This window comes from Streptomyces sp. NPDC048664, assembly GCF_040650555.1.
Classification (GTDB): Bacteria; Actinomycetota; Actinomycetes; order Streptomycetales; family Streptomycetaceae; genus Streptomyces.
On sequence record NZ_JBEZHK010000069.1, the window covers coordinates 1 to 1,809 of the forward strand.

Here is a 1,809-nt window from a genome sequence, read left to right on the forward strand (position 1 = left end):
CCGACCCCTCCGGCACCCCCACCACCGCACGCTCCAACAACTCCGCACCCTCCAACAGCACGAGCTCCGTGTCGATGCCGGCCGGGATCTTGATCCGGGCGTGACGTCGCCACGTCGCGATCGGATCGCTCCATGCCTCCACCGTGTAGGTCCACCGACCGGTGGACACCGGTGTCACCTCGGCGCCCCAGCGGTCCGAGCCCGGCTCCAGTTCACGCATCGGGATCCAGGGGCCGGGACGGCCCTCGGGATCCCTGAGGACGACGTTCGCACCGATGTCGCCGTGGCCCTCGGCGAAGATCGTGGCCGTCACCTGGAAGGTCTCCCCCTCGACCGCCTTCGCCGGGCGCCTGCCGCGGTCGACCACCGGACGGACGTCCAGGATCGGGATGCGGCCGATCGTGGGCCTCACGCCCCCGGCCACGGGCACCGTCACGTCCCGGCGCACGGCCTTCAGTTCCATGGGCTTCGCCTCCTCGGCCGCCATGCGAGCCCCGGTCGACACCGCCGGCTCTCGGGTTTTCTCGGTCTCCGATCGTGGGTGCAGCGCTCCGTACGGCGTCCGGGTGCGTCCGGCTAGGCGTTCGCCGACGGCGTGGGCCAGGCGTCGAGCGCGGCTCGCTCGCGGGGCCCGAGGGAGTTCAGGTACATCTCGGCGGCGTCGACGGCCTCGCGCGCGCAGCGCTTGCCCATCAGGACGCACAGGGTGTAGCCCGTGTTCTCGAAGTTGCCGCGCACCGACCGGTTGTCGGGGGACGCGAGCATCAGGCGTTCCCACGCCCGGTACTGCGAAAGATGCCTGGCGACCTCGGCTCTGGCGGGTAGCAACATCGCACGGGTCACCTCCCAACCTCTTCGCTGGAGCACGGCTCCGGAGGATCGCGGGTCGCGGTCCGGACGGTGCGCGAAGGCCGTGCGCGGAAGGGGGTCGTTCCGGCGCGGCGATCGAGACCTTCACTCATGGTGCACGGTACGGCACGCAGCGTCCTGTTCGGAATTCAACCGCTGGGGCGGACGCGCCTCGTGTTGCACGAATGGAGTAGCGCCCGCACGCTTGGACTTACTCAGAAGCGATGAGTGCTCACGCTTCGTGTTCGGGGCTCGGTCCATGAGGGCCATGAGGAGCGAGAGCTTCGCCGGTGAGGAGCCAACGACGATGAAGACCGCAGCACCCTGCTACCACCACCTCGACGTGGAACTCAGCCCGGACCGGATCGGGCAGGTCAAGCGCGTCCTGGCCGCCCATCTGCGGTCCTGGGACCTGGAGATGCTCGTCGAGCCCTTCTGCCAGTGCCTGGACGCGCTGCTGCACGGCATCGACGCGCACGCGGCCGACAAGAACGCCACCATCGAGATGTGGTGGAACGGCCAGCATCTGATCACCGCGGTCCAGGACAGCGAGCGGGACATCCGCCCGCACTACGCCCCGGCCGGCTGCCTGGCGCGGATCGCCGCGCTGAGCAACGGCTGGGGGTGCTGCGCGACCGGCACCGGCGGAAAGATCATCTGGTTCTCGCAGCGGGCGCGGGCGGGCGACCACGCCCTGCTCGCCCCCACGGCGCCCGCGCCGAGCCTGCGCGAGACGCGCCCCCTGCCCCGCGCGCTGCCGCTGACCGCGGACGCCACGGCACGGGAACGGGAGACCGTGACGGCCGGGCGGCACCAGGAGGCCATGGCACCCGCCTGACGAACGACCACCGGGACGGGTGCGGCCGGCGGCTCCTGGGTGTCGGCCTTCACGTCTTCAGGCGATACGTTGTAGTGCTTGACGAGGCGTGGATTCCGGACGAGGCGTTGAGCCACCAACTG

Annotated in this window: 3 protein-coding genes; 1 reads left to right on the forward strand and 2 read right to left on the reverse strand. The window is 70.6% G+C overall.

Going from position 1 to position 1,809, the window contains the following annotated elements; genetic code table 11:
• On the reverse strand, positions 1–463 hold a 463-nt coding region (locus AB0C59_RS34785; protein WP_363011866.1), incomplete at its 3' end, for a maltotransferase domain-containing protein.
• Between the two features lie 113 nt (positions 464–576).
• Positions 577–831, reverse strand: a complete 255-nt coding sequence (locus AB0C59_RS34790) for a DUF5133 domain-containing protein (protein WP_363011868.1) — start codon at positions 829–831, stop codon at positions 577–579.
• Positions 832–1,156: 325 nt separating this feature from the next.
• Between AB0C59_RS34790 and AB0C59_RS34795 the strand changes: the two genes are divergently transcribed.
• Entirely contained in the window at positions 1,157–1,687 is a 531-nt protein-coding gene (locus AB0C59_RS34795) for a pep a2 (RefSeq protein ID WP_363011870.1), read from the forward strand.
• Positions 1,688–1,809: the final 122 nt, after the last annotated feature.

What these genes read in the sequence shown, in the direction of transcription:
- AB0C59_RS34790 (WP_363011868.1), bottom strand. Translation starts at nt 831, where the DNA reads ATGTTGCTACCCGCCAGAGCCGAGGTCGCCAGGCATCTTTCGCAGTAC.
- AB0C59_RS34795 (WP_363011870.1), top strand. Translation starts at nt 1,157, where the DNA reads ATGAAGACCGCAGCACCCTGCTACCACCACCTCGACGTGGAACTCAGC.